Annotated in this window: 20 protein-coding genes; 9 read left to right on the top strand and 11 right to left on the bottom strand. The window is 60.7% G+C overall.

The genetic code is table 11. The annotated features are described in order from the left end of the window. A complete protein-coding gene (ectB, locus tag SM766_RS12990) occupies positions 1–1,287 on the bottom strand; it encodes a diaminobutyrate--2-oxoglutarate transaminase (protein ID WP_368948039.1) in 1,287 nt (428 codons plus the stop codon). A gap of 55 nt (positions 1,288–1,342) precedes the next feature. Then, the gene (ectA, locus tag SM766_RS12985) at positions 1,343–1,873 is read right to left on the bottom strand and encodes a diaminobutyrate acetyltransferase (protein WP_065270594.1); all 531 of its coding nucleotides are present in this window, start codon (positions 1,871–1,873) and stop codon (positions 1,343–1,345) included. A gap of 217 nt (positions 1,874–2,090) precedes the next feature. Between ectA and SM766_RS12980 the strand changes: the two genes are divergently transcribed. From SM766_RS12980 to SM766_RS12965, 4 genes are all read left to right on the top strand, one after another. Next, positions 2,091–2,573: a MarR family winged helix-turn-helix transcriptional regulator gene (locus SM766_RS12980; protein ID WP_368948038.1), complete on the top strand. Its 483-nt coding sequence runs from the start codon at positions 2,091–2,093 to the stop codon at positions 2,571–2,573. 342 nt (positions 2,574–2,915) lie between these two features. Further along, on the top strand, positions 2,916–3,362 hold the full coding sequence (locus SM766_RS12975; RefSeq protein ID WP_368948037.1) for a DUF2852 domain-containing protein: 447 nt from the start codon (positions 2,916–2,918) through the stop codon (positions 3,360–3,362). Positions 3,363–3,458: 96 nt separating this feature from the next. After that, on the top strand, positions 3,459–3,899 hold the full coding sequence (locus SM766_RS12970; RefSeq protein ID WP_065270597.1) for an RDD family protein: 441 nt from the start codon (positions 3,459–3,461) through the stop codon (positions 3,897–3,899). A 145-nt stretch (positions 3,900–4,044) separates the two neighbouring features. Continuing rightward, on the top strand, positions 4,045–4,860 hold the full coding sequence (locus tag SM766_RS12965) for an arginyltransferase (RefSeq protein ID WP_274828962.1): 816 nt from the start codon (positions 4,045–4,047) through the stop codon (positions 4,858–4,860). A gap of 225 nt (positions 4,861–5,085) precedes the next feature. Here SM766_RS12965 and SM766_RS12960 read toward each other — a convergent pair whose 3' ends face one another. From SM766_RS12960 to SM766_RS12950, 3 genes are all read right to left on the bottom strand, one after another. After that, the gene (locus SM766_RS12960) at positions 5,086–7,440 is read right to left on the bottom strand and encodes a TRAP transporter large permease (protein ID WP_065270599.1); all 2,355 of its coding nucleotides are present in this window, start codon (positions 7,438–7,440) and stop codon (positions 5,086–5,088) included. A gap of 17 nt (positions 7,441–7,457) precedes the next feature. After that, positions 7,458–8,405: a TRAP transporter small permease subunit gene (locus SM766_RS12955; RefSeq protein ID WP_065270600.1), complete on the bottom strand. Its 948-nt coding sequence runs from the start codon at positions 8,403–8,405 to the stop codon at positions 7,458–7,460. A gap of 149 nt (positions 8,406–8,554) precedes the next feature. Next, positions 8,555–9,637 carry a TRAP transporter substrate-binding protein gene (locus tag SM766_RS12950; RefSeq protein WP_065270601.1) on the bottom strand — a complete coding sequence of 361 codons (1,083 nt, stop codon included), beginning with the start codon at positions 9,635–9,637 and terminating at the stop codon, positions 8,555–8,557. A 280-nt stretch (positions 9,638–9,917) separates the two neighbouring features. On the opposite strand from SM766_RS12950, the gene SM766_RS12945 reads away from it, so the two are divergent. The 4 genes from SM766_RS12945 (at position 9,918) to ilvN (ending at position 14,830) form a co-directional block, all read left to right on the top strand. Beyond that, a complete protein-coding gene (locus SM766_RS12945; RefSeq protein ID WP_368948036.1) occupies positions 9,918–11,345 on the top strand; it encodes a cache domain-containing protein in 1,428 nt (475 codons plus the stop codon). A gap of 91 nt (positions 11,346–11,436) precedes the next feature. Next, positions 11,437–12,069: a response regulator transcription factor gene (locus SM766_RS12940; protein WP_368948035.1), complete on the top strand. Its 633-nt coding sequence runs from the start codon at positions 11,437–11,439 to the stop codon at positions 12,067–12,069. Positions 12,070–12,436: 367 nt separating this feature from the next. After that, on the top strand, positions 12,437–14,188 hold the full coding sequence (locus SM766_RS12935) for an acetolactate synthase 3 large subunit (RefSeq protein ID WP_274828959.1): 1,752 nt from the start codon (positions 12,437–12,439) through the stop codon (positions 14,186–14,188). A gap of 81 nt (positions 14,189–14,269) precedes the next feature. Then, positions 14,270–14,830: an acetolactate synthase small subunit gene (gene ilvN, locus SM766_RS12930; protein ID WP_065273495.1), complete on the top strand. Its 561-nt coding sequence runs from the start codon at positions 14,270–14,272 to the stop codon at positions 14,828–14,830. A 183-nt stretch (positions 14,831–15,013) separates the two neighbouring features. Here ilvN and SM766_RS12925 read toward each other — a convergent pair whose 3' ends face one another. Continuing rightward, a complete protein-coding gene (locus SM766_RS12925; RefSeq protein WP_368948034.1) occupies positions 15,014–15,421 on the bottom strand; it encodes a hypothetical protein in 408 nt (135 codons plus the stop codon). A gap of 277 nt (positions 15,422–15,698) precedes the next feature. Between SM766_RS12925 and SM766_RS12920 the strand changes: the two genes are divergently transcribed. Beyond that, complete coding sequence (locus SM766_RS12920) at positions 15,699–16,457, top strand: helix-turn-helix domain-containing protein (protein WP_065270606.1); 759 nt, start codon at positions 15,699–15,701, stop codon at positions 16,455–16,457. Between the two features lie 19 nt (positions 16,458–16,476). Here the strand turns inward: SM766_RS12920 and SM766_RS12915 are convergent, their stop codons facing one another. The 5 genes from SM766_RS12915 to SM766_RS12895 form a co-directional block, all read right to left on the bottom strand. Then, positions 16,477–17,247, bottom strand: coding sequence for a DUF2189 domain-containing protein (locus SM766_RS12915; RefSeq protein ID WP_274828954.1), 771 nt, complete (start codon positions 17,245–17,247; stop codon positions 16,477–16,479). A 45-nt stretch (positions 17,248–17,292) separates the two neighbouring features. Further along, positions 17,293–18,696 (bottom strand): amidase, encoded by a 1,404-nt coding sequence (locus SM766_RS12910; protein WP_368948033.1) that lies wholly within the window; start codon positions 18,694–18,696, stop codon positions 17,293–17,295. A gap of 110 nt (positions 18,697–18,806) precedes the next feature. Next, entirely contained in the window at positions 18,807–19,931 is a 1,125-nt protein-coding gene (prfB, locus tag SM766_RS12905; RefSeq protein WP_065270609.1) for a peptide chain release factor 2, read from the bottom strand. 171 nt (positions 19,932–20,102) lie between these two features. Then, the gene (locus SM766_RS12900) at positions 20,103–22,604 is read right to left on the bottom strand and encodes a penicillin-binding protein 1A (protein ID WP_368948032.1); all 2,502 of its coding nucleotides are present in this window, start codon (positions 22,602–22,604) and stop codon (positions 20,103–20,105) included. Positions 22,605–22,805: 201 nt separating this feature from the next. Beyond that, positions 22,806–24,026, bottom strand: coding sequence for an N-acetylmuramoyl-L-alanine amidase (locus SM766_RS12895; RefSeq protein ID WP_347508988.1), 1,221 nt, complete (start codon positions 24,024–24,026; stop codon positions 22,806–22,808). Between the last annotated feature and the right edge of the window lie 71 nt (positions 24,027–24,097).

The following is a 24,097-nucleotide window of genomic DNA, read 5'->3' as shown; positions in this document are numbered from 1 at the left end:
TTACTCCGCTGCAACTTTGGTTGTTCCGATCACGTCCCGCGCGGCATCCTTGAGAATGCTGAGGCCAGCTTCGAGCTGGGCGTCGGGCGTGGTCAGGGGGGCGAGGATCTTGACGACCTCATCATTGGGGCCGGAGGTTTCGACAATCAGGCCGTTCTGGAACGCGCGGGCGCAGATATCGCCAGCCAGTTCACCAGATCCGACATCGACACCGCGCATCATGCTGCGCCCCTTGAGCCGCGAGCCGGGCACCATGTCGGCAATCTCCTGCAGGGCCTTTTCGACGATCTTCGCCCGGCGGGCGATGTCATCCTGAAAGGCCCTGTCCGACCAGAATTTCTCGATCGCGACGCGGGCCGTGACAAAGGCATGGGTGTTGCCCCGGAAGGTGCCGTTGTGTTCCGCGGGACCCATCACGTCATGTTCGGGCTTCACCAGAACCAGCGCCATCGGCAGGCCAAAGCCCGAAACCGATTTCGCCATGGTGACGATGTCGGGGTCGATGCCGAACTCTTCGAACGAGAAGAAGGTTCCGGTGCGGCCGCAACCGGCCTGAATGTCGTCGATGATCAGCAGAGCGCCTGCTTCCTTTGCCAGACGGGCGATGCGCTGCACCCATTCGGCGCGTGCGGCGTTCAGGCCGCCCTCGCCCTGCACAGTCTCCAGCAGGATCGCAGCAGGTGCGTCCAGACCCGAAGACGGATCGTTCAGCATCGCCTCTAGGTAATCGGCGGTATCGGTGCCCTGCCCCATGTAGCCGTCAAACGGCAGACGGGTCACGTTATTGAGGGGCAGTCCGGCGCCGCCGCGGTGATAGCCGTTGCCGGTGGCGGCCAGCGCACCCTGCGTCACACCGTGAAACCCATTTGTGAAGGCCACGATATTGCTGCGTCCGGTCACCTTGCGGGCAATTTTCATCGCCGCTTCGACCGCGTTGGCACCGGTGGGACCGGTGAACATCACCTTGTGGTCCATCTTGCGCGGACGCAGGATGACGTTCTCGAAGGTCTCGAGGAAACCGGCCTTGGTATCGGTGTGCATGTCAAGACCATGGGCAATGCCATCGGCCTGCAGATGCGCGATCAGCGCCTCTTTCATGTCCGGGTCGTTGTGCCCGTAGTTGAGCGACGAGCAGCCGGCCAGAAAATCGATATAGGTTTGACCGTCGCGGGCAGTCATTTCAGATCCCTGCGCGGAGGTAAAGACGGTATCAAAGCCGCGGCAATAGCTGCGCGCTTCGGATTCCCGACGTTTGAATACAGTTGTGGTGGAGGTGTTCGTAGACATACGACCTCTTTTGGGTGGGAGAAGAGTTGAAAGTGAAAACCGACGTCTGCGCGGCTCAAGCAGCCAGCTGAGCGCGCTCGTCCAGAGGGATGGTCACCAGGTTTTCCGTTTTATGACGATCCTGGAAGTGCAGCGCCTGCGTGTAGTAGGGCTGAATATCCAGACCGCTGTCCTGAAGCTTGGCGAACTTGCGGAACAACGCCCAGGAGGCGTCATTGTCGGCGGTAATCGTGGTCTGCAGGCGGGTAACGCCTTCGCAGGCTTCACGCTGCATGATCGATTGCAGCATCAACGCGCCCAGACCGCGGCCGCGCGCCTTTTCGGACACGGCAACCTGCCATACAAACAGCGTTTCGGGGTCGTTGGGCATGACGTAGGCAGAGATCCACCCCACGGCCTCGCCCGACAGCTCGGCCAGTACGCATGTGTCGGCAAAATGATCGCACTGCAGCAAGTTGCAGTACATCGAATTCTCGTCAAGCGGCCTGCAGCTGCGGACCAGCTCCCAGATATCCGCGCCATCCGACGCTGTCGGTTTACGCAGTGTGGGCAGCGGGATCCGCCTCGGGTCAGCGTGGTATTGCATGTGTTCGCTCCTTTCGCTTCGGCAATCGAAATAGCAGCGCCTCACGAAAACTTCAACAGGCAAAGCAAAATTTGCGACACAAACGTCGCTTTTAGGCATTATGTCGCGGAGAACGTCGTATTTAGGCCCCTGCATCCTTTATATTTCAAAGTGTATTCTGCTTTGAATAGCGTCATATCTTCCTATATAGTTTGATGATCAAAACAACGGAGTCTTCATGGATCGCATCGACAGCAGCTTGATCGCGCTTCGGCGCATCGTCCGGGCCACCGAATTGTTCGGACGTGAGATACGACAAACCACTGGCGTGACACCTGCACAGTTCCGGGTTCTTCAGATCATCGGAGAACAGGGCTACAGCACTGCCAAGGCGATTTCTCTGCGGATGCGGGTGTCCCAGGGCACCATCACCTCGTTTGTCGACAAGCTGGTGCGTGACGGTCTGGTGCTGCGTGAAAAGTCGAGCCAGGACCGGCGGCAGACCAATATCCTGCTGACCGATGCCGGTCGTCAGGTCCTGACTGAGGCACCTGATCCGCTGCAACAACGCTTTGTACGCAAGTTCAACGCGATGGAAGACTGGGAGCAGGCGATGCTGGTGGCGGGCCTTGAGCGCGTGGCGGCGATGCTGGATGCCGACGACATCGACGCGTCCCCAGTGCTGGACACAGGCGACATCCGCCACGCCGTCGACCAATAGGCCGGGCACCGCGGGGCGCCGGGCTGACACTGCGCCGCGCAAAGTGCCCCTTGCGAAAACGCGACCCCATACAGACAGACGACCCCAAGGGCGGGCGCTCATAGCCTTCCCCTTTTGCAGGGGTCGGGCGGTTTCGGAGCCCAGACATAGCCCCCCTTGCCCCACGGAGGCATGGAAACCCCAGCCAATCATCCCTCTTCACGGCAATATTTTAAGACGATTTATCAATGACCTACCAAGTAAATGTAAAAAACATTTACTTGCAGACTTGCAGGGCGCAGGCGAGCGCACGATATTGAGGATGTGAAGGCGATTTACATCAACCCAATACCGGAGGTTCCAATGACGAGTATCACCCCCACCGCAGCCGCCCCGCATGACCAGGGCTGGTTTTCCCGCAGCGAGGCCTGGCTGGACAGCAAGGGCAAAGGCGCCTGGATTGCTGCCATGGTGCTTGGCTTTGTGTTCTTCTGGCCAATCGGCCTCGCCCTGCTGTTTTACATGATCTGGAGCAAACGTATGTTCAACAAATCCTGCCGCCACCGCAAATCCTGGACCCGCCACGGCATGTCCGCCATGACCTCGAGCGGCAACAGTGCCTTTGACGCCTACAAGGCCGATACGCTGCGCCGCCTGGAACAGGAACAGGATGATTTCAACGCCTTCCTGCAGCGCCTGCGCGAAGCCAAGGACAAGGCTGAGTTCGACGAATTCATGGAGCAGCGCGCCGCCGCCCCTGCCGAAGCGCAGGACATCGGCGACGAGGATATCGGCGACAAACGCCACTGATCCCTACTGACATCAGCGCCTCCCGCCCATAGATACGGGCGGGAGGCGCTCGCTTGCCTGCCTGCCACCACACGCCCGCAAAACAGGACACCTGAGATGACCGCCCTGCCCGACCCGGATTACCAAGCTGAATTCTACGCATCGGTTGCCCCCAAACGGCTGCTGGCCTGGGTCGTCGACAGCCTGATCATATTCGGCCTGTGTATGGCGACGGTGGTGATGACTGCCTTTGTCGGGCTCTTCATCTGGCCGCTGCTCTATCTGACGATCGGCTTTGCCTACCGGACGATTACCATCGCCAACGGCTCTGCCACGCTGGGGATGCGCTTTGCCGGGATCGAGCTGCGTGACCTTTCCGGCCAGCGGATGGATCTGCAGATGGCTGCGCTGCATACGGGTGCTTATACGGTTGCTCTGGCCGTGCCGCTTTTGCAGGTGGTCTCGGTGATCATGATGCTGACATCGGCACGCGGTCAGGGGCTGGGCGATGCCATTCTCGGCACGGTGATGCTGAACCGGCGCAGCATCCAGCGATAGCGGTCAACTCGGGGCAAACACCCCGCTTGGCAATCACTGTTAAACCATTTGTGCAGACCGGCCTTGGCGGGCGGGTTGGTCGTTGCTATCGTGAACTCCAGCCTTATTGTGTTTTTTGACAAGCCTTGGACTCAAGCCCGACCCTATGCGCCATACTCTTCCGATCGCACCGCAGTTCTATGTGACTGCGCCCCAACCATGCCCCTATCTGGAGGGGCGGATGGAGCGGAAGCTGTTCACGGCGTTGCAGGGCGATGGTGTCGAGCAGCTGAACAATAGCCTCTCACAACAGGGGTTCCGGCGCTCTCAGAACGTGCTGTATCGTCCGTCCTGTTCGGAATGTTCGGCCTGCCTGTCGGCGCGCATCAACGTGGCAGAGTTCACGCCCAGCCGCAGCCAGAAACGCACCAGCAAGCGCAACGCGCATCTGGTCCGCCGGGCAACATCGCCCTGGGCAACCGAGGACCAGTACCAGCTGTTCCGCGACTATCTGGACAGCCGCCACGCGGATGGCGGCATGGCCGATATGGACGTGTTCGAATATGCCGCAATGATCGAGGAGACTCCGGTGCGCAGTCGGGTGGTGGAATACACCAATCCCGAAGACAACGCACTGACTGCGGTGTCGCTGACCGATGTGCTCGAAGACGGGTTGAGCATGGTCTATTCCTTCTACAACCCGAACCTGCCGCAGAATTCGCTGGGCACCTATATGATCCTCGATCACATCGACATCGCGCGCGATGCCGGGCTGCCCTATGTCTACCTCGGCTACTGGGTCAAAGGCAGCCCCAAGATGGGTTATAAGGTCAAGTTCTCGGGCCTTGAGGTCTATCAAGGGGGCAAGTGGACAGCGATGTCCGAGGTTCAAGATACTGCGGACAGCCCTGCGACCGATACGATTTCCGAGCAGGTCGCCAATATTCAGCTTCCCCAGCAGCCGGTCCACCGCGGGCGGTAACTCTCCAGCAGTCGGAGCCCTAGCCCCAACAACCACGCAGCCAACCGCTGAAGGCGTCTCTTGGGGCTGCACGCGCGTCTCTACAGCTCGACCTTGACGCTATCCGGCGGATCTCGCCGGGTCCGGCCTGTCTGCCTGTGCGCTCCAGTCACCACCATCTGCACCGCCGCCATGAAAAAGGGGCCCGCGAGGGCCCCTTAAGTCTTTGTGATATCCTGAACCGGATCAGCCTGGCATCAGCGCCGGTACGATTGTCACGATCGACGGGAACAGCCACAGGATCGCAAGACCAACCACCTGGATCAGCACGAAGGGAAGCACCCCGCGATAGATATGACCCGTTGTCACCTCCTTCGGTGCAACCCCGCGCAGGTAGAACAGAGCAAAGCCGAAAGGCGGTGTCAGGAACGAGGTCTGCAGGTTCACCGCGACCATGATCGTCACCCATTTCGGATCGAAGGAGCCACCGTAGATCACCGGCCCGACGATCGGGATCACGATGTAGATGATCTCAAGGAAGTCGAGCACAAAGCCCAGGAAGAACAGAACCAGCATCACGATCAGGAAGACCGTCATCTCGTTGTCAAAGCTCTTCAGGAACTGCTGGATGTAGTGCTCACCGCCAAAGGAGATCACCACCAGGTTCAGAAGCTGCGAGCCGATCAGGATGGTGAAGACCATCGAGGTCACCTTCGCCGTCTCACGCACGATCGGCGTCAGAACCCCGCCCTTGAACAGCACCCAGCATCCAAACAGAAGGCCGAACAGCGCATAAAGGTAGGCCGCATAAGCGAAGAAGAAGGCCACCCAGCTTTCGAACGACACATTGTCCTGATTGATCCGCAGATCGAAGTTCACCCCGATCAGGATGCACAGGATCACCGCGAAGGTGGACCAGATGATCACCTTGCCCGAGCGTCCCTCGTCCTGCAGACGGCGATACGCCGCCAGCATGATGGCACCGCCTGCCCCCAGCGCCGCAGCGGGCGTCGGGTTGGTGATACCGCCAAGGATCGAGCCGAGCACGGCCACGATCAGAACCAGCGGCGGGAAGACCACCCGGATCAGATCGTTGCGCGCACAGCGGATCGCCGCCTCTTTACAGCCGTAAAGCGCGATCGCCAGCGGGATCAGCATCAGCAGCACCGTCGCCCCGGGGGACGTGGTCGGCGCGATCAGCAGAATGTCGACCAGTGCCAGCAGCAGAAGACCGATGGCCCCTACGATCAGCGGCTTGGTATCGCGCGACGGCGCAACACCGCGGCCAACGGCCAGAACCAGGCCCAGCAGAACGATGATCACCGCGATACCGGTGCCGATCGGCGCCGCGTTGGCAATCTTCTCTACCTCTGCCGCAGCGATCTCTTCCTCGCTGAGACGCTCAGCCGAGGCGACACCGCCAGCGGCATCAATCGCCTTCTGCTCTTCCACCGCTGCATCCCAGGCTTCCTGACCATGCAGTTCGATCATCGAGGCCTGACATTCCGCCCCGACCGAGGTGCGCAGCGACGCGGTCTGACCAGCGTCGGAGAAGCTGGACACATTGATGTTCTGCGAGCCAACAACGCCGAACGAGCCAAGCAGCACGGTACCGACGATGATCGCAGCAGGCGCGCCCAGGAACCAGGTCAGGGCCTCGGTGCGGGTCACCGGTTCGTCACTGGCGCCGCCGAGCTCAACCGCAGGTGCCTTTTCCGGGTTCATCAGAGCATAGCCAAAGGCATAAAGCGCATAAAGAAGCGCCAGCATGATGCCCGGTAGCAGCGCCGCCTGGAACAAGGTCCCGACCGAAACCACCGCAGGCTCACCCAGGAAGGTCAGCGCATCGGTACAGCCCGCTTCCTGCGCACGGTTTTCCTGCGCAGTGGAGTAAAGATCCCCTGCCAGCGTGCCCAGAAGAACGATCACGATAGAGGGCGGGATGATCTGCCCCAGCGTGCCCGAAGCTGCAATCACACCCGTCGCCAGCTCCGGCGAGTAGTTGTTGCGCAGCATGGTGGGCAGCGCCAGAAGCCCCATGGTCACCACAGTCGCGCCCACGATGCCGGTCGAAGCGGCCAGGAAGGCCCCCACAACCACGATGGACACGGCCAGACCGCCGGGCAGCGGGCCAAAAACGCGCGCCATGGTGGTCAACAGATCGTTGGCGATCTTCGACCGCTCCAGGGTGATCCCCATCAGAACGAACATCAGAACCGCCAGCAGCGTTTCAATCGACGCCCCTGCCAGAACCCGCTCGTTCATGCGGTTCACGATGAAGGAGACGTTGCGATCCATCGCGCTTTCCCAGCCCTGCGGGAACACATGCTCGGCAACGCGTGGAAGATCCGGATATCGGAAGATGGATATGACATCGGGTTTGACGCCCGAATTCACCAGATCCCGGTAGACCTGCGACGAGGTGTCGATGGCCTGGTGAACCAGAAGCCCGGCACTGTCGAGCGCCGCGATAATCCCGAAGGAGATGATGCCGGCGCCGCCGATGGCAAAGGCCACCGGGAAGCCGGAAAGAATGCCTCCGAAAAGGCAGAAGAATACGATGATCAGGCCGATTTCGACGCCATCAAGACCGAATAGCATGTCAGCTGTCCCTTAGTTTAATGCGCGCCTTCATAGGCTTCTTCGCCCTCTCCAAGGGTATCCTTGTCGAGGTATTTGTTTTCACTACCCTGACCTTCGACGAACTCGAGGAACGAGCGGTAGAAGAAGGCAATGGCGTGCAGGAAGACGATGCCTGCAAACGAGACCAGCAGGATCTTGAACAGGAAGTACCCGTTGAAGCCGTTCGGGCTGAACCCGATGGTTTCCACGTTCCAGCGCAGCGCACGTGCTTTCATCACCAGCCGGTCAAGCCCATCAGAGGCCGAAGGCTTCGGCACGATCAGGTGGCGCCACAGGAAGAACCAGCCATACATCCAGGTCAGAACAGCCGCAGGCATCATGAAGATCAGCGAGCCGATCATGTCGATCACCCGCTTGGCGCGGAAGCTGATGCCGGAGTAGATCAGGTCAACCCGCACATGGCCGCCCTGCACGAATGTGTAGGCAACGCACATACAGACCACCAGCGCGTTATAGAGCTTCAACTCTTCGGCAAACCACGAGATGTCCATCTGCAGTTCGATCCCCAGACCGAAACTCATGTCCGGCCGGGCAAAGACCCGCTGCATAAAGACAATGATGATCTGCTGGATCACCATGATCAGACCGGCCCAGGCGAACAGGCGGCCGATGGTATTGGCAAAGCCTTCCAGCCCGCGCACCACGCCCCACATGACTTGGCGCTGGTAAATCCCCACCGCTGTCAGAACCAGAAACGCGGTAAACACTACAAAGAAGAACTCGACCGAGCCACCGAAGTAGACAAAGCGCATAAGCGACTGTTTGTCCTCAACGGACTCCAGCCCTCCGGTCCATGCCAGCCATTCGCTGGTATGGGAGAGCGCGTAGCCAAGATTGTAAAAGGCGCCAGCGATGTTCTGGACCAGCCAGACAAGACCACCCCACAGGGCGCCGAAAAAGGAAATGCCACTGTCGTCCTGCATTGTTCCCCCGGGATCATTGATTGCGGCGGGTCTTTAGATGAGCTGGCGGTGCTCCACAAGGAGCTGGCTTGCCCGGTTCGACCTGCTGCAATGGAAAAGGGATCCCCCGCACAATGGCGGAGGATCCGATGAAAGCGTAAGTACGCCGCTTAGCCCAGAACGCGGTCGCGCTGCGACACGTAGGTGCCCGAGGAAGTCTTGATCCAGGCGGAGGAGGACTTCATCGAAGCCATGGCGCTGTCGTGGATCTTCTTGTAGAGATCGTCGCCCATGTTTTCCGCATGCACTTCCATGGAAGCCTTACCGAAGGCATCCCAGACGGAGTCCGGGAATTCCATCAGTTTCACGCCACCGGCCTGCAGACGCTGCAGAGCGGCACCGTTGTTGGCCAGGAACTGTGCCAGGTTCCACTGGTGGCATTCAGCCGATGCGATTTCGATGATCTTCTGATGCGCGGGGCTCAGGCTCTCGAATACGTCGCGGTTGGTTGCAACCGACAGACCTGCACCCGGCTCGTGGAAGCCAGCGGTGTAGTAGGTCTTGGTGATTTCCTGGAAGCCGGCTTTTTCGTCCGCCCAGGGGCCGATCCACTCGGTGCCGTCGATAGCGCCAGAGGACAGAGCCTGGTACACTTCGGAACCCGGGATGTTCTGAACGGAAGCGCCCAGTTTACCCAGTGCCTTGCCGCCCAGACCCGGCATACGGAACTTCAGTCCGTTGAAGTCTTCGGGGCTGTTGATCTCTTTGGAGAACCAGCCGCCAGCCTGCGCGCCGGTGTTGCCGCCGAGGAAGGATTTCAGACCAAAGATCTGACCCAGCTCGTCGTGCAGCTCCATACCGCCGTCGAAGTAGTACCAGTTGGACAGTTCCTGCGCGGTCATGCCGAAGGGCACGGCGGTAAAGAAGGCATAGCCCGGGTGCTGACCAACGAAGTAGTAGTCGGCGCCGTGGTACATGTCGGCCTGACCCGAGGAAACGGCGTCAAACACTTCAAAGGCGCCAACCAGTTCGCCTGCGGCTTTGATGTCGACAGTCAGGTTGCCATCGGACATGGCGGTGACGTTGTCTGCAACGCGCTGAGCGGCGTCAAACACGCCAGCCAGACCACGACCCCAGGTGGTAACCATGGTCAGGGTGCGCTTACCCTGAGCATAAGCCGGAGCTGCCAGAGTGGACGCAGCAGCGGCGGTACCGCCCAGAGCGGATGTTTTCAAAAAGGAACGACGATCCATGATGTTTTCCTCCCAGATATATGGATTGCCCGCAGCAAAGCCTTGGGCGGATCGGTTCGAGTGGCGTCAGCCTAGCCACGGGGCCAAACTTGTGAATACCTAGTACTGCGTAGATCGGCGCTTTTTTGGTAAGTTTCAGTACGATTGTTGCACTAATTTTGAGCGCAGGCTTCTTTTGTTACGCAGTTGACGGCAAAATCTGCCTCAAAGCCCCCTTTGCTTTCGGATTTCGATTGCGTAACGATTCGCCTTCCCTCTCTCACAGCCGCCGGACAGCCCTATGCCCCCGTTTTCCAGCCTGTTCCGACCAAACTATGCGCAGAAACTTTCGCTTCTGGCGACGCTGCCTCTGGTGGTGGCAGTGGCGGCGATTGCGCTCTTGGTGGCCAATCAGTCCCGCGCCCTCGCCGAGCGGGAGATCAAGGCCTTGGAGCGGCAGCTGATCGAAGCCAAGAAGGCCGAACTGCGCAACTATGTCACCCAGGCCCGCAATGCCTTTTCCCATATCTATGGTCTGGCTGCGCCGGATGATGCGGATGCAAAGGAGCGGGTGACGCAAATCCTTAGCGCGATGATCTACGGCCAGGACGGGTTCTTTTTCGTCTATGACTACGACGGCAACAATCTGGTCAGCCCCCGGCAAACCGAGTTCATCAACCAGAACTGGCGCGGGCTTACCGACAGCCAGGGCACGCCAGTCGTGGACACCTTCATCGAGCAGGCGCGCCAAGGCGCAGGCTGGCACAGTTTCATGTGGGAAAAACCATCGACTGGCGAAGAAGCGCAGATGGTTACCTACGTCCTTGGCCTGCAGGACTGGCAATGGGCGGTCGGGACCGGCGTCTTCATCGACGATGTGCTGGCCTCGGTCGCCGCCAGCCGCGCCGAGGTGGAAGCCCGGGTACGCCGGACCTTTATCTATATTGGCGGAATTACCCTTGTTGCACTGGTCCTTGTCTTTGCATCGGGCATGGTTCTGAACATCCGCGAGCGCCGCCTTGCCGATGCCAAGCTGAAAGAGCTTACACAGCGGGTTTTCGACGCGCAGGAAGAAGAGCGTGGACGCGTGGCCCGCGAGCTGCACGACGGGATCAGCCAGCTTCTGGTCGGGGTGCGCTATGCGCTGGACAACACCCGGCGGCGCCTGATGCGGGGCGATCACGATGGCGCTTCGGATCCGCTCGACAAAGGCATCGAACACCTTGGCATCGCCATCTCCGAAGTGCGCCGCATCAGCCGGGATCTGCGCCCGGGAGTGCTGGATGATCTGGGCCTTGGCCCTGCGCTGAAGGCGCTGACCGATGATTTTGCGGCCCGCACCGGAATCGAAACGGATTTTACCACTGTGGTGTTCCGCAACCGGCTGGATCAGGACGCCAAGATCGCCATGTACCGCATCGCGCAGGAGGCGCTGACCAATATAGAACGGCACGCGGATGCAAGCCATGTCAGTATAGACCTGCGTGGCCACGCCCGCGGCGCCACCATGCGCATCAGCGACAATGGCCGTGGCCTGCCCCAGAAAAAGCCCGAAGGCGAGCCGGGCATCGGCCTGCGCAACATGCAAGAGCGGATCGATCAGCTTGACGGCACCTTGCGGATTCTGTCATCACGGGGCACCCAGAGCGGCACGGTGATCGAAGCGACACTCCCTTTGAGCCATCTGCTGCCTCCGGGGAACGAAGCCGCTCCGAAACGCGTGTCGTAGTGGCAGATGCAGGATCCGTATCTCTGCCGGGTCCGAAGCATATAGGCAGTTGGGGGATGGCACTCTGCTGAAAGACGGAAATTGCGAGCCTGTGCGTGTCCTGATCGTGGACGACCACCCGATGGTCGCCGAGGGCATCCAGTCGATTCTCGAAAGCTACGATGACATCGCGGTGGTCGGATCGTTGACCGACGGCGAAGAAGCGGTGAGCCGCGTCGCCAAGCTGGCGCCCGATGTGATCCTCATGGATCTCAACATGCCCAGGTTGGGTGGCCTCGGCGCCACCGAAATCATATTGGAGCGCAGCCCCAGCACTCGTATCCTGATCCTGTCGATGCACGACAGCCCGGAATATATCTCTACCGCGCTTAGCCATGGCGCCATGGGATATGTGCTGAAGGACGTGCCCACCGAAGAGATCAAGGACGCTATCGACGCGGTGATGCGCGGTGAACGCTATCTCTGCACCGGCGCCGAAGGGTCGCTGAAGCCCAAGGACAGCGGTCTGCGCGAGGCGCTGACCGGGCGCGAACAGACCATCCTCTTGGAACTGGCTCAGGGCAAATCCAACAAGGAAGTTGCCCTTGCGCTCGATATCTCGGTGCGCACAGTGGAAACCCACCGCAAGAACATCAAGCGCAAGCTGGGCATTTCCTCGACCGCCGGCCTCACCCGCTATGCGCTGCAACACGGCGTTCTACAGGGCACTGGCGTCGGGCTGTAGCCCCTGCTCCCCCCATTTCTGGAGCACGCGACACCTGCGGCTGAGTCCCTGCGGCTCGGGTTTCGGTCACATTTCCGGGAGTCTCCTTTTGAGAAATGTCGCAACGCGCCCCTTGAGCGCAAGAAAATGTCGAAAGACGGGCATTTTTGATGGGTTTGCCTGTTGACGCCCCTGCCGGCCGGTCATAGTCTGCGCTTCAACGCAAAAGAGGAGCCTGGGGTAAATGACCTCCCTAGTCGTCATTGTAGGAACCAAGCGCATGGGCCGGTAACGGTTGACCATAATCTGACCCATGCGCCTCCGACCTAGAAAATCGGGGGCTTTTTTTATGCGGAATGGACGTTGCCGCCAACTGGAGCAAAAGCAGATGACACGTGAAATGACCGGCGCAAAAATGGTTGTTCAGGCCCTGAAGGATCAGGGCGTGGACACGGTATTCGGATACCCCGGTGGCGCCGTGCTTCCGATCTATGATGAAATCTTCCTGCAGAACGATATCCGCCACATTCTGGTCCGCCACGAGCAAGGCGCGGTTCACGCCGCCGAAGGATATGCGCGTTCGACTGGAAAACCCGGCGTCGTTCTTGTCACCTCGGGGCCCGGTGCAACCAATGCGGTGACCGGCCTCACCGATGCGCTGCTCGATTCCATTCCGCTGGTGGTGCTGACCGGTCAGGTGCCGACCTTCATGATCGGTTCAGACGCCTTCCAGGAGGCGGACACAGTTGGCATCACCCGCCCCTGCACCAAGCACAACTGGCTGGTGAAGGACACCGACAAGCTGTCCGGTACCCTGCACGAGGCGTTCCATGTCGCCACCTCGGGCCGCCCCGGTCCGGTTCTGATCGACATTCCGAAAGACGTGCAATTCGCCACCGGAACCTACACGACGCCGCGCCCCTCGGCCTCGCATTACCAGCCGCCGGTCAAGGGCGATATGGAAGAGATCACCGAACTGGTGGCCGCCATCGAGACCGCCAAACGCCCGGTGTTCTATACCGGCGGCGGCGTGATCAACTCCGGCCCCGGCGCCAGCCAGCTGCTGCGCGAACTGGTGGATGCCACTGGCATTCCCGTGACCTCGACCCTGATGGGCCTTGGCGCCTATCCTGCGTCTGGCCCGAACTGGCTCGGCATGCTGGGTATGCATGGTCTTTATGAGGCCAACATGGCGATGCATGACTGCGACCTGATGATCAATATCGGCGCGCGGTTCGACGACCGGATCACTGGCCGCATCGATGCCTTCAGCCCCAAATCGACCAAAGCGCATATCGACATTGATCCTTCCTCGATCAACAAGGTGATCCGCGTCGATATCCCGATCGTGGGTGATGTGGGCCACGTGCTGGAAGATCTGCTGAAGGTCTGGAAATCCCGCGGTCGCAAGACCAACAAGGAGGCGCTGGCCAAATGGCAGGCCAAGATCTCCGAATGGCGCGCGGTCAATTGCCTGTCCTACACCCCGTCCGAAGGCACCATCAAACCGCAATACGCGCTGCAACGCCTTGAGGAGCTGACCAAGGGTCACGACCGTTACGTCACCACCGAGGTTGGGCAGCACCAGATGTGGGCGGCGCAGTTCCTTGGCTTTGAGGATCCCAACCGCTGGATGACCTCAGGCGGACTTGGCACCATGGGCTATGGTTTCCCGGCCTCCATCGGCGTGCAGATGGCGCACCCGGACGCACTGGTGATCAACGTCGCCGGCGAAGCGTCCTGGCTGATGAACATGCAGGAGCTTGGCACCGCCGCGCAATACCGCCTGCCGGTAAAACAGTTCATCCTCAACAACGAACGCCTTGGCATGGTGCGCCAGTGGCAGGAACTGCTGCACGGTGAACGCTACAGCCACTCCTGGTCCGAGGCGCTGCCTGATTTCGTGAAGCTCGCCGAGGCCTTTGGCGCCAAGGGCATCATCTGCAAGGACCCCAAGGATCTGGACGATGCGATCATGGAGATGATCAACCACGACGGTCCGGTTGTCTTTGATTGCCTGGTTGAAAAGCATGAGAATTGCTTCCCGATGATCCCCTCGGGCAAGCCCCATAACGAAATGCTGCTGGGCGAAGCCGAGACCCAGGGCGCCATTCAGGCCGGAGGTGCGGTGCTGGTCTGATCCACGCCGCTCCCCCTTCACCGAATTGATGGGCCCGGCAATCGCCGACACGGCCCGATAGGAATGAAAAAGGACAATTCCATGTCTGCCCTACACATCAAAAAAGGCGCCAGCAAACATTCGGCGTATAACCTACGGCCCACGTTTTCCGACGTGCAGGAGCGCCACACGCTGGCCCTGCTGGTCGAAAACGAACCCGGCGTTTTGGCCCGTGTCATCGGCCTGTTTTCCGGACGCGGCTACAACATCGAAAGTCTGACCGTCGCCGAAGTCGATCACACCGGACACCTCAGCCGCATCACCGTGGTCACCACCGGCACGCCGCAGGTGATCGAACAGATCAAGGCACAGCTGGGCCGTATCGTTCCGGTCCACGAGGTGCACGATCTGACCGTAGAAGGCCCCGCGGTCGAGCGGGAACTGGCGATCCTCAAAGTCGTGAGCGATGGTGACAAGCGGGTCGAGGCCCTGCGTCTTGCCGATATCTTCCGCGCCAACGTCGTGGACAGCACGCTGGAAAGCTTCATTTTTGAAATCACCGGCGCCCCGGACAAGATCGATGCCTTTGCCGATCTGATGCGCCCGCTGGGACTGATTGAAATCGCCCGTACCGGCGTTGCTGCCCTGCTGCGCGGCACCTGATTGCCGCGCCGGGAGAGGACCACCTGCCCCTTCCGACCGCATGTCTTGCACCGATAACACGAAAGGCCGCCCAATCTGGGCGGCCTTTTTGCGACGTCCGGGTCAGTAGAAAATCACGGGGCCTGCAGCGCCATGTCCGCTTGTAACAAAGCGCTGCGCCAGACCGTTCCGACAGTACGGGGGTTATCCGTAGCGCGCGGCCGTGTGCCATTTTGAGAAAGCCGGAAAGGGTATCACATTGTTTTCCGTTACCACCTCGACACCGCCAGACGCTTCAAAACTCCGCCCTGCACCTGTTGTGCGAACCGGATAATCGGCCGTCACCGCTGTTGAAGCCGCTTTTGGCAGCGGTGCTGCCTCGACCAGCATCTCGGACAGGTCAGGATACCCGACGTCATCCAGAATGACCGCATTGGCTGCCAACCGCATATTGCCTTTTTCGGTCAGGTCAAACTGTACCCAATCTCCCTTACACACCGCCGTCTGTGAGGCATCTCTGTGCCGGGAATAATAGGCCAGATCCCCCTGATCCTCACACCAGATAATTGCTTTTCCGACGGCGACGTCACTCCAAAGTACATATCCGATCATGTTGCAAGCCTCGTTCGTTTATCGCTCAATTCTGGGCCAATTGGAGAGGCGCCAACATGGCAAATACTGCGTCGGACTATTGCAATTTGTGTCAGCGAGGATAGTATCCCGACGTGATTTAGAGACAACATTGACGCGATAAAGCGACAACCCATCGTAAAATGGAAATATTTGTCGCGATCAGCGGTCGGGGATTGAGGCCACAATGGCTGCCATAGCAACAGCAAGAGATGACAACCGCGCCCGGCAATCGCGTTCTCCCGCAGAATTGCGCGACATGTTTGGCGCCAACCTGCGTCATCTGGCACAGCAATACCCCTCCATCTCCGAACTGTCGCGGCGCCTTGGCATCAACCGGACGCAGTTCAATCGCTACATGTCCGGCGAAAGCTTTCCGCGGCCTGACGTTCTAGACCGGATCTGCTGCTTCTTTGATGTAGACGCGCGTATCCTGCTGGAGCCGGTCGACACAGTTGGCAAACAGGACAAGATCCTGCACGGCGCCTTTCTCAATGATTTTCTGGGCCATGGGATCGAGCAGCTGAGCGAGCAGATCTTCCCCTCTGGCTATTACCGTTTCACCCGTCGTAGCTTCATCAACGGGGACAGTTTTGTCGTTGGTCTGGTGCGCGTAAGCCGTGACGGAGGCGGCGTCGCCTATATCAAGGGTTTTGAGGCCAAGGATGCGATGCGGTTTCAGGGCCTGCCCGAAGACCCGGCATCGCGCGAGTTCCGTGGCGTGCTCAGCTGTCACGAGGACGGCGTCGCCTTCCTGATTTCACGGCGCCGCGCGATGACTTTTTCCTTCAACTACTTGGCGCGCGTGGCCTCGCTTGAAAACAATTTCTGGGTTGGCTACGTGGCCCGCACCGTGCGCGAAAGCGGCGATGAACGGGTCACCCGGATGGTCTATGAATACCTCGGCCGCGACATGGGGCCTGCGCTGGCCGTGGCCCGCAATGCGGGCTTTGTGAGCGAAGAGGACCTGCTGCCCTACCACCGCCGCCTGCTGCGCATCAACGAACCGTTCTCCTGACCAGAGAAGCCACGCCGCCCTAGGTCGGGGATGTGGCGAGCCGGTAGATGTGCCAAGTGGCGTGGCCAAGCAACGGCAGCACCACCAGCAGACCGGCAAAGGCGGGCAGCATGGCCGCAAAGGTCAGCACCGCAATCAGCACCGCCCAGAGCATCATCAGCGCAAAATTCCGCTGCACATAGGTAAAGCTGGTGATCATAGCTGTGACAAAATCCACCTCTCTGTCCAGCAGCAGCGGCAGAGAGATCACCGTGATCATATAGAGCAGCAACGCGAACAACGCGCCAACAACCGTTCCGACTGCCAGCATGGTAAGCCCCTCGACCGACAGGAAGACATCCAGAGAGGTAGAGATATTGGTCATGGTCGACAGCCCCAGAAACAGGGCAAAGATCATGTGGCCAAGGAAAAACCAGAACAGAAACACCACAATGATGATGGCGCAGATCGACGGCAGCTGGCGGCGGCTTTGCTGCAGAACCACCCCCAGAATGGCCCGGGCATCCATTGCCTGCCCCTGTTCGCGCCGGTGTGAGACCTCATAAAGCCCTACGGCAGCGAAGGGACCGATCAGGGGAAATCCGATGGCCGCCAGCACCAGCCAGAAGGTGGTGCCGGTCTGCGCGGTAACCCAGGCCATCGCCCAGCCTGCCAAGACGTAAAACCCGGCAAAGAACAACCCGTATCCGGGTTTGGCCAGGAAATCCGCCCAGCCGCGTCGCAGCGCCTCGCGCAGGATCCCTGCGGTCATCGGCTGCATTTCCGGTACACCAAATGCCTTTTCTGTCATCGAAACGCTTCCTCCCCGAAACGTTTCCCCTCCCCCGGGTCCTCCTTAACCCTGTGGAGGGGCGTTTTGCGGCCATTGCGTGGCCGCGTGATACTGCTGGCCCAGTGCCAGGATATTCTGATCCTGCCCCTGTGCGCCAAAGATCTGAATGCCCATCGGCAGGCCCGCCTCGCTGAACCCCGCAGGCGCGCCAAGGCAGGGCAGCCCCAGCAGGCTGACCGGCACTACCACCTGCATCCAGCGGTGATAGGTGTCCATCTCAACGCCTGCGATCTCCCGCGGGTAATCGATATCGACCGGGAACGGCCAGCATTGCGCCGTCGGCAGGATCAGGGCGTCGTAGTCCTGGAACAGCCGCGCTGCGGCCCGCTGCCAGTCAGAGCGCGCATCAGACGCCTCCTGCACCTGTTGCGCTGTCATCGAAAGGCCGCGCTCCAGCTCCCAGATGGCGGTGTCCTTCAGATGCTCGCGGCGATCGTTGAACACCCGCAGCCCCGCTGCAACAGCAAAGGAGCGCAGGGTGATCCAGGCCTCCCAGATGCGTTCCGCCGGGAACGGCGGCGCCACGGCTTCAACCGTATGCCCCAAGTCTTCGAACGACTTTGCCGCCGCCTCGCATAGCTCAAGGATTCCCGGCTCCATCGGAAAGGCCCCGCCCCAGTCGCCAAGCCAGCCGATCCGCATCTTTTCGACCTCCGGCAGCGGCATCACCGGAGCCCCGCCCGAGGCCAGCGGCTGCCGCGGGTCCGGCCCGCTCATCACGTCCAGCAGCAGACCGATATCCTCGGGGCTACGCGCCATCGGGCCAAGCGTCGCCAGAGGATGCAGGAAGACGTCTCCCTTGGGTTCTGACGGCACCCAGCCCCAGGTAGGGCGGAAGCCGTAGACATTGTTCCAGCCTGCCGGGTTCCGCAGGGATCCCATCATGTCGGATCCATCCGCCAGCGCCACCATCCCGGCGGCCAACGCCACCGCTGAGCCACCGGAAGAGCCGCCACAGGTCCGCGTGGGATCAAACGGGTTATTGGTCGCGCCATAGACCGGGTTGAAGGTATGGGAGCCAAGGCCGAATTCCGGCGTATTGGTCTTGCCGATCAGGATCGCCCCCGCCGCGCGCAGGCGCCATACGAACAGCTCATCCTCGGTCGGGACAAAATCCTTCATCAGGGGGGAGCCCTGGGTCGATGCGATGCCTTTGACGTTGGCAAGATCCTTGATCGCCATCGGCAGCCCGTGCAGCGGCCCCAGCGGTACATTGGCGGCGCGCATCGCGTCGGCGCGGCGCGCCTCTTCCATCAGCTCTTCTGCCGGGCGCAGTCCCACGATGGCGTTCAGATCCGGGTTCACCGCCTCGATCCGCGCCAGGGTATGCTCCATCAGCGCGGCGGCAGTCAGGCTACCATCTTGCAATTGGGCCAGAATATCGCTGGCAGAGCTGTAATCTGTCATAGTTGCCGTGACTCCGTTCATTTGTTAAACAGAGCCTAGCCGCAGATTTTTACAAAGGAAAGCCGTGACTTGCCCCGAGGCTAACCTTGGGTCACCCTTAGGCCGCCGGATTACTCCGCCTGCGCGTCCGCGCGGCTCTTGCCGGACACGTTCATCGCCAGTGTCGCCGCCATGAAGCCGTCCAGATCGCCATCCAGAACGCCCTTGGTGTCAGAGGTTTCATGCCCCGTGCGCAGATCCTTGACCATCTGGTAGGGCTGCAACACGTAGGACCGGATCTGGTTGCCCCAGCCCGCGTCGCCCTTGTTCTCGTGGGCTTCGTTGATGGCCGCGTTGCGACGGTCCAGCTCCAGTTGATACAGGCGCGATTTCAGGGCCTTCATGGCGATGTCGCGGTTCTGGTGCTGGGATTTTTCCGAGCTGGTCACCACGATCCCGGTGGGATGGTGGGTGATCCGCACCGCCGAGTCGGTGGTGTTAACGTGCTGACCGCCCGCACCGGACGAACGGTAGGTATCGATACGGATATCCGCCGGGTTCACTTCGATGTCGATATTGTCGTCCACCACCGGGTAGACCCAGACCGAACAGAAGGAAGTGTGACGCTTGGCAGCCGAGTCATAGGGTGAAATCCGCACCAGACGGTGCACGCCGCTCTCGGATTTCAACCAGCCATAGGCATTGGGGCCGGAGATCTTGTAGGCGGCGGATTTGATGCCTGCCTCTTCACCAGCGCTTTCGGATTGAAGCTCGACCTTGTAGCCTTTCTTCTCGGCCCAGCGGACGTACATGCGCGCAAGCATCGAAGCCCAGTCGCAGCTTTCAGTGCCGCCCGCGCCCGCGTTGATTTCGAGGAAGGTATCGTTGCCGTCCGCCTCGCCGTCCAGCAGCGCCTCCAGTTCCTTCTCGGCGGCCTTGTCCTTCAGCGCCTTCAGAGCGTCCTCGGCGTCGGTGACGACCTCCTCGTCCTCTTCCATCTCGCCAAGCTCGATCAGCTCCATATTGTCGGCCAGATCCTGCTTGATGCCCTTGTAGGTATCAATCGCATCGACCAGCATCTGACGCTCGCGCATCAATTTCTGCGCCGCTTCGGGATCGTCCCACAGTCCCGGATCCTCGACCCGGGCGTTGAATTCCTCCAGCCGGAACTCCGCAGTTTCCCAATCGAGCCGCTGGGCGAGAAGCTCCAGCGATTTTTCAATCTCGGTCACGATATTCTGGGTTTCAGCGCGCATCTTGGGAGTATCCTGTCATGACGTTCAGGCTGGCGTGATAGCCCAGAGACCAAGGCAGAACAAGGGTCTGCGCCTGTCCATCGTCAAGCAGTGCGCATAGGCGGCCGACAATCGCGCCCCGCGCGCAATACCCCCGTCAAAGCCGGTGCCCGCAAAGGCACAGGCGGGCGGTCAGTAAAGGCCGCCCGAACTGATGGTGCCAAAGCTGGCCTTTGGCCCCAGAACCGCGGTTCCACCGCTTGAGGTGGTAACCTTGCGCCCGGATTGTTCGACCTCTTCGATCAACGGCAGGCTGGAGCCCATGGCAAAGCCGCCATCGAAGGTCATGCCAAAGATCGGCTCAGCCCCGTCGCGGAAGTATTCCGCCACCACATAGGCACCCGAAGCATCATCCGGCAAAGGCGCGCCGGTATAGCGGTCGATCTTGATGAAATGGCCGCCTTCGGGCACTTCGAATGGACCGCCGCCGAATTTCTCGACAGCCTTAGTCATGAACTGCTGGAACACCGGCCCGCACATGGTGCCGCCATAGGCGCCACGCCCCATCGGGCGGGGTTGGTCAAAGCCCATGTAGCAACCCGCAACGATATTGGAGGTAAAGCCGACGAACCAGACATCGCGCGAATCGTTGGTGGTGCCGGTTTTGCCCGCGGTGGGCACCGGCAGGTTGATCACGCTGGAGGCGGTGCCGCGGTCGACAACCCCCTTCATCATCGAGGTCAGCTGATAGGCGGTGATCGGATCCATCACCTGTTCGCGGTCGGCAACGATACGCGGTGCCTGTCCAGGCTCCAAGGAAGCCACGGCGCAATCGACGCAGTCGCGGTCATCGTGGCGATAGATTGTCTTGCCAAAGCGATCCTGAATGCGGTCCACAAGGGTCGGCTGCACCCGCTGGCCGCCATTGGCGAACATCGCATAGGCTGCAACCATCTTGTAGAGCGTGGTTTCCTCGGCCCCCAGCGAGTTGGCCAGATAGGTGCCCATATTGTCATAGACGCCAAAGCGTTCCGCATAGCCCGCGACCACCGGCATGCCGACCTCTTGCGCCAGACGGATGGTCATCAGGTTCCGGCTCATCTCGATCCCGGTGCGCAGCGGCGTCGGACCGTAGAACTTGTTGCTGGAGTTCTTGGGCCGCCACAGACCCTGCGGCGTGTTGATCTCGATCGGGGCGTCGACGATGATGGTCGCCGGGCTGTATCCACTGTCCAGCGCCGCCGCATAGACGAAAGGTTTGAAGCTGGACCCAGGCTGTCGCTGCGCCTGGGTGGCGCGGTTGAACACCGAATGCTGATAGGAGAACCCGCCCTGCATCGCCAGAACGCGGCCCGTGTTCACGTCCATCGCAACGAAACCGCCCTGCACTTCGGGGACCTGCCGCAGCGACCAATGGCTAAAGGCATCGTCTTTCATCTCGGCGCGGACCAGCACCACGTCTCCGCGGGTGAAGTTGTCCTTGAAATTGCCCTTCATCCATTTGATGTCAGAGCGCGGCACGCTGCCGGTTTCGGCAACGCCTTCTACGCCAACGGTCAGCGACTGATCGGCCACTGTCAGCACCACGGCAGGCAGCCATTTCCCACCCAGGTCGATGTCGCGGGACACATCGGCTTGTCCCAGCGCCTCGCGCCAGATCTCTTCGGAGGCGAGTTCCTCTTCGGTGAGGGTTACCCCTGTGCCCTTCCAGATCCCACGCGAACGGTCATATTTCTCCAGACCTTTGCGCATCGCCAGCGCGGCCTCTGTCTGCATTTCCTCGTCGATGGTGGCGCGGACGGTGAAACCACCGGTAAAGAACTCGCCTTCCCCAAAGTCCTGCGACAGCTGGCGGCGGATTTCATCGGTGAAATAATCGCGCGGCGGCAGAGCGGTACGGAAGCTTTCGAAATCGCCATTCTGGACCGAGCGCAGCGGCTGTTCGACCTCCACCTTGTAGACGTCTTCGGAGATATAGCCGTTCTCGTACATCTCGCGCAGAACGTAGTTGCGCCGGGCCAGCAGCCGGTCCTTGCGCCGAACCGGGTGATAATCTGACGGCGCCTTGGGCATGGAGGCCAGCGTGGCAGCTTCGTGCGGGGCCAATTCGCCAAGGGTCTTGTTGAAATAGGTCTGCGAGGCCGCCGCGACCCCGTAAGAATTCTGACCCAGGAAAATCTCGTTCAGATAGAGCTCAAGAATTCGGTCCTTGTCGAGCGTTTCCTCAAGCCGGGTGGCGAGGATGATTTCCTTGATCTTGCGCTCGGCCTTACGGTCACCGGACAGAAGGAAGTTCTTCATCACCTGCTGGGTGATGGTCGAGGCACCGCGCACGTTGGACCCGCGCGAGCGAACCGCTTCAATCGCGGCGGCAGCAATACCACGGGCATCATAGCCTGCGTGGGAATAGAAATTCTTATCTTCGGCAGAGATGAAGGCCTGTTTCACCAGCGCCGGGATCTCGTGCGACGGGGTGAACAGGCGCCGTTCTTCGGCGAATTCGTCGATCAGCTGTCCTTCGCCCGAATAGATCCGGCTGATGGTCGGGGGCTGGTATTGCGCCAGGGATTCGTGGCTGGGCAGGTCGCGCCCATACATCCAGAACACCGCGCCAATGGTCAGTGCAACCACCGCCACGCCAAGCGTGATGGTACTGAAAATGGAGCCGAAGAAGGATAGAATGAACCTGAGCACGGAATAAAGCCTCTCTCGCACGGTCCCGCCTATATAGGAGCCCCTGTTACCGGGGTCAAAACGGGAAGCGGCGAATATATGCCGCTGGTGTCAGGAAAACCATAGAGGATTCGGGGCTGCAGCGACAGGTGCTGTCGCAACCAGTGGGTCAGTCGGCACCTGCGCGCCGATCCCCATGGGCGCCTTTTTCCTGCTTTCCGGCTACTGGCGTACCAGCGGGCGCAGCGCATCATCGCGGATACGCCATTCGATCAGGCCAGACAGAACACCGCGCGCCGCCTGAGCGCGCCACTCCGGGTCCTTCAGATTCTTCAGATCGCGGGCGCTGGACAGGAAGCCGATTTCGATCAGGACCGACGGGATATCCGCCGATTTCAGTACCGAAAATCCGGCCGAGCGCATGGGCCGCCGGTTGAGCGGCCCGCCCTGCTCCGCTAGCCCTTCGACGATGGCGCGCGCCAGCGCCTCGCTGCGTGGCTGGGTTTCCTGCCGGGCAAGATCCAGCAGCACATCCGTCACCAGATCATCCGCCGCGCTGAGGTCGGTGCCGGACAGCAGATCCGACCGGTCGTGCCGCTCGGCCAGGGTGGCCGATGCCTTGTCCGAAGCCTCTTTCGACAGGGTATAGATTGTCGATCCCCGCGCGCCGCCTTCGGAGAGGGAATCCGCGTGCAGTGAGATGAATAGATCCGCCCCCGCCTGATGCGCCAGCGCAATCCGGCGCTCCAGCGATACGAAGTAATCCCCATCACGGGTCAGCTGCACCGAAAACTGGCCCGAGCGCACCAGCATTTCACCGAGTTCAAAGGCAAATTGCAGCATCAAGGTCTTTTCATCGAGGCCGCCCTCGACCTGCGCACCGGGATCGATGCCGCCATGCCCCGGGTCCAGCACCACCAGCAGCGGCGCATTGTCATCACGCGGGGCAGCCGGTGTCAGCGGCTCGGGCGCGGGCAGGTCCCAGCGCCGGTCCTGCGGGGCGCCCGCATTGGCGGCGAACTGTTCGGCATCTGTTTTGTCCAGCGTGACCGACAGGATCGCGCCCGCTGTTACCGGATCGACCTCCATCCCGGCGGCGCTAACCTGCATCGGTCCGGCCAGCGCCAGAACCATGCGCGACCAGCCCGGCACATAGGTTCCGAACTGCACATCGCGCAGGTTTTCGCCTTGGATCAGGTTCTCCCGGCGCAGCCCCGTCCAGTCCACCTCCTGAAAGTCGAGCACCAGACGCGGAGGGTTGTCGAGCGTGAACAGGCGATAGGGCACCCCCTGACTAAGGTGCAGATCAATCTCTGCCCCCTGCCCCGCATCCCTGATGCGGCTCTGCTCGGCGTCAATGCGCGCGAGCCCGGAAAACCCCTGCGCCATGGCCGCGCCGCCCAGAAACAGCGCCGCGATGATCGCCAATATCCTGCCTGTCATCCTGTTCCTGCCCATTCTGTTTTGCTTCTGACCAGCGGGTGTTTGCACCCACCGCCCCCATCGCCTTTGAC

This window comes from Pseudophaeobacter sp. A-200-2 (genome assembly GCF_041008815.1).
GTDB classification, from domain to species: Bacteria; Pseudomonadota; Alphaproteobacteria; order Rhodobacterales; family Rhodobacteraceae; genus Phycobacter; species Phycobacter gallaeciensis_A.
This window is presented reverse-complemented; position numbering and strand designations above follow the sequence as displayed.